Raw genomic sequence first — 3,704 nt, 5'->3', positions numbered from 1 at the left:
CCTCGACCCCGGCCCGCCGGGCGACGTACTCGATCAGCGAGCCCTCGTCGACCGGCCCGAGGCCCCAGATCGGGGTGAGGTGCGGAACACCGGGGTTCACCCGATCCTCACCCAACCTATCATGATAAGTGCTTGATAAGTGTGCACTTTCATGACAAGTTCGACGGGTGAACGAATCTGCTGACGTGATCCCGGTCCGCCTCGCCCGTTGGGAGGGAGTGGACAAACCCTTCTCCCTGCTGGAGGACGCCACGGCCCGCACCCCCGGCCACGGCGAACTGCTGGTGCGCATCGACCTGGCCACCGTCTGCGGCAGCGACCTGCACACGGTCGAGGGCCGCCGCCCCTCGCCCGTACCCGCACTGCTCGGCCACGAGCAGGTGGGCACCGTGGTCGGCGTGGGTGCCGGCGGTGTGCGGTGCGTGGACGGCACGCCGGTCGAGGAGGGGATGAGGGTGGTGTGGTCGGTCGCCGCCTCATGCGGACGGTGCGAGCGGTGCGAACGTGGCCTGCCGCACAAGTGCCTGAGCCTGCGTAAGTACGGCCACGAGCCGTGGTCCCCGCTCGCTCCACTGAACGGCGGCTTCGCGACCCACTGCGTGGTGCTGCCCGGCACCGCTGTCGTCGCCGTGCCCGCGGGCCTGCCCGACGAGGTCGCCAGCCCCGCCTCCTGTGCCACGGCCACCGTCGCCGCCGCCCTCGCCGCCGGCGAGCCGGCCGGGCAGCGGGTCCTGATTACCGGCGCGGGCATGCTCGGTCTGACCGCAACGGCGATGGCCGCCGCCGCCGGCGCCCGGGTGTGTGCGGTCGACCCCGACCCCTCCCGGCGCGCCGAGGCGCTGCGGTTCGGCGCGAGCGCCGCCTTCGACACCGCCGAGGAGGTCGGTGAGGCCGATGTCGCCCTCGACTTCTCCGGCCAGCCCGCCGCCGTCCAGCGCTGCCTGGACTCCCTCGGCGTCGGCGGCCGGGCCGTGCTGGTCGGCTCCGTCTCGCCCGGCCCGGCCGTCGCCCTCGATCCCGAACGCCTGGTGCGCGGCCTGCACACCGTCATCGGCGTCCACAACTACCGCCCCACCGACCTGGACACCGCCGTCCGCTTCCTGGCGGCCCATCACGAGACCTACCCGTTCGCGTCCCTGGTCGCCGCAGCCCACCCGCTGGAGCGGATCGAGGACGCCGTCGAAGCGGCTCGCACCGGGACCGCACCGCGCCAGGCGCTCGCCCCGCACTCCCGGTGACCGCGCCCGTCCTGCGGTGCGGCCGGCGCCTAGAGCTGCGCCGAGCGCGCGGAGCGGGTGTTGGTGACCGTCACGTTCGCCACGTCCGGCCGGTAACGGTCCTCGGACCACTCCACCGGCACCCCCTGGGCGTCCGTGGTGAGCCGCCGCTCGCGCAGCAGCGGTGCGCCCACCTCGACCTCCAGCAGTTGCGCGTCGACCTCGTCGGCGGCGACCGCGTCGAAGGTGTGCCGGGCCGTGGCCAGCTCCACTCCGTTCTCGGTCAACAGCGCGTAGATCGAGCCCGCGTCCAGGTCCGCGCCCAGGAGCGGACGGCCCACCGCCTCGGTGTAGGTCATCCGTTCCAGCATCGCCGGCCGGTCGTCCAGCAACCGAAGCCGCAGCAACTGCACCACCAGCGCCTCCGTGTCGACCTCCAGTGCCGCCGCGACGGCCGCCTGTGGTCTGCGCAGCGCGATCTCCTGCAACCGCTGCCCCGGGCTGTGCCCGGTCAGCCGAGCCCGGGTGGTGAAGGAAAGCAGCGACTCGAACGGCTGAGACGGCACCGCGTCCAGCACCACCGACCGCCGTCCCTGTCCCCCGCTGATCAGTCCCTCCTCCCGGAGCGTCGCCAACGCCTGACGCACCGGCGTGCGCGAGGCCCCGAACTCCTCGCACAACTCCGCCTCCGAGGACAGGAGTTCGCCCACCTTCAACGAGCCGCTCCGGATCCGCTGACGCAGTTGGGCGGCGACGACACCGTGCAGTGATTCCTTCACGGGGCTGACCCTACAGGCGGCCCGGACCGCCCGTCGCACCCACCCCTGTCATGACATCTCCCCGCCATGCAGATTGGCCTGTGGAAAACGACACCCCGCAAACCTGACACCACCGAATGGCCGAGGTGCGCAAAGATGAACAGCAGGGTGATCTACCGGCCCCGCTTCCACATGCCGCTCAAGGGAGCCCGCAAGAGCTTCGCCTGGACCGACTACCGCGACCTCGCCGTCCGAGCACATATTCAGCTCGGCGGCCCGATCGTCCTGGTCTGGGACAATCTCAACACTCACCTGGCCGTCGGCATGAAGCAGTACGCGGCGAAGCACGACTGACTCACGGTCTTCCAACTGCCCCCATCTGCACCGGACCTCAATCCGGTCGAGGGCATCTGGTCACTCCCGCGTCGCGGCCCGACAGCGAATACCGCGTTCGCCGATCCGGATCATCTCACCCGCACCCTCCGACGCGGACTACGGCACATCCAACTTCGACCCACCCTCATCGATGGATGCCTGGCCGGCACCGGCCTGCCACTCACCCCACCGACTCCACCCTGAAAGCCTCAGTAGGCCGAGAGGGCGCGGGGATCTCGGTGAGGGCGCTGTCGTAGGAGTCGCCCACGCTTCCCATACTCGGCTCGATTCCCGCTTTCAGTAGGCGAGTTGTGAGCTTGATGGACGTGTATTGGGGCGGCGTTGAGGATCTCGCAGGACCGGCGGAGCTCGGCGTTCTCCTTGCGTAGAGCGGCCAGCTCCTCCTTCGCGGCCGTGGTGAGCCGGTCGTCGCGCTAGCCCCGGTCCGCCTCGTCTTGGCGGATCCAGTTCCGCAGGGCCTCGTGGTGCACCCCGAGATCGCGGGCCATCTGCCGGATCACCGGCTTCGGATCGGCGGCCCGGTACGCGGCAACAGCTCGCTGCCGCAACTCGGGCGGGTACTTCATCGGTGCAGCCATACAGAGGCTCCCTTCTCACGGCCCATCAGCTTGACTCTGAAGCTTCTATAGATCGTCAAGCTGTAGGAGACGGAACGGGTGTGCCTCTGGATGCGCTGGTCAGGTGGTGGTAGACCTCGCGCGCGACGAAGCGCTTGAGGCACCTGAAGATGTCCTTCGTCTTGAGTCCTTCGAGGGTGCGCCGGGCGACGTAGTCACGGGTGCGCGGGTCGTGGCGCATGCGGACCAGCACGATCGTGTGCAGTGCGCGGTTGGCCTGGCGGTCTCCGCCACGGTTGAGCCGGTGGCGGTCGGTGCGCCCGGAAGAGGCTGGCACGGGTGCGGCGGCGCACAGGTGGGCGAAGGAGGCCTCTGAAGCGAGTCTGTCGGGGTTGTCCCCGGCCGTGACCAGCAACTGCCCGGCCGTCTCGGTCCCGACGCCCTGCAGCGCGAGCAGGCCCGGAGCGGTGCGGGCGATCAGGGCGCGCAGGTCAGCGTCCGCGTCCGCTATCTCCTCGTTCAAGTGCCGGTAGCGCCTGGCCAGGCGCTTGAGGGCCAGTCTGACAGCCGTGGCCGGGTCGGCGAGATCGGCGCCGGGACGGCTGGCAGCCAGCCGTCGGACCAGTTCGGTGGTGGTCAGTGAGCGCAGTGCTTCGCGTACCGCGGCGGGCGCGGTGATGATCAGTGATTTGATCTGGTTGATGGTCTGGGTGCGGGCCTTGACGGCGCTGGCGCGTACGACACGCAGTCCGCGGATTGCCTCGACCTCGCCGTCG

At 70.2% G+C, this 3,704-nt stretch carries 4 protein-coding genes and 1 pseudogene; 2 read left to right on the top strand and 3 right to left on the bottom strand.

All coding sequences use genetic code 11. The features are described from left to right. Window positions 1-167: 167 nt before the first annotated feature. Window positions 168-1,238 (top strand): alcohol dehydrogenase catalytic domain-containing protein, encoded by a 1,071-nt coding sequence (locus tag ACFWOG_RS40050; RefSeq protein WP_380364601.1) that lies wholly within the window; start codon window positions 168-170, stop codon window positions 1,236-1,238. A 29-nt stretch (window positions 1,239-1,267) separates the two neighbouring features. Here ACFWOG_RS40050 and ACFWOG_RS40045 read toward each other — a convergent pair whose 3' ends face one another. Further along, window positions 1,268-1,996, bottom strand: a complete 729-nt coding sequence (locus tag ACFWOG_RS40045; RefSeq protein ID WP_380364599.1) for a GntR family transcriptional regulator — start codon at window positions 1,994-1,996, stop codon at window positions 1,268-1,270. A gap of 135 nt (window positions 1,997-2,131) precedes the next feature. Here ACFWOG_RS40045 and ACFWOG_RS40040 point away from each other — a divergent pair. Continuing rightward, window positions 2,132-2,554 (top strand): annotated as a pseudogene (locus ACFWOG_RS40040) (transposase). A 230-nt stretch (window positions 2,555-2,784) separates the two neighbouring features. Here the strand turns inward: ACFWOG_RS40040 and ACFWOG_RS40035 are convergent. Both ACFWOG_RS40035 and ACFWOG_RS40030 read right to left on the bottom strand, forming a co-directional pair. Beyond that, entirely contained in the window at window positions 2,785-2,949 is a 165-nt protein-coding gene (locus tag ACFWOG_RS40035; protein ID WP_380364597.1) for a transposase, read from the bottom strand. Window positions 2,950-3,004: 55 nt separating this feature from the next. Further along, the coding region (locus ACFWOG_RS40030; RefSeq protein WP_380364595.1) for a transposase at window positions 3,005-3,704 on the bottom strand (700 nt) is incomplete at its 5' end.

This window comes from Kitasatospora sp. NPDC058406, assembly GCF_042722765.1.
Classification (GTDB): Bacteria; Actinomycetota; Actinomycetes; order Streptomycetales; family Streptomycetaceae; genus Kitasatospora.
The sequence above is the reverse complement of the archived record's forward strand: the minus strand, read 5'-3'. Positions and strand labels throughout refer to the sequence as shown.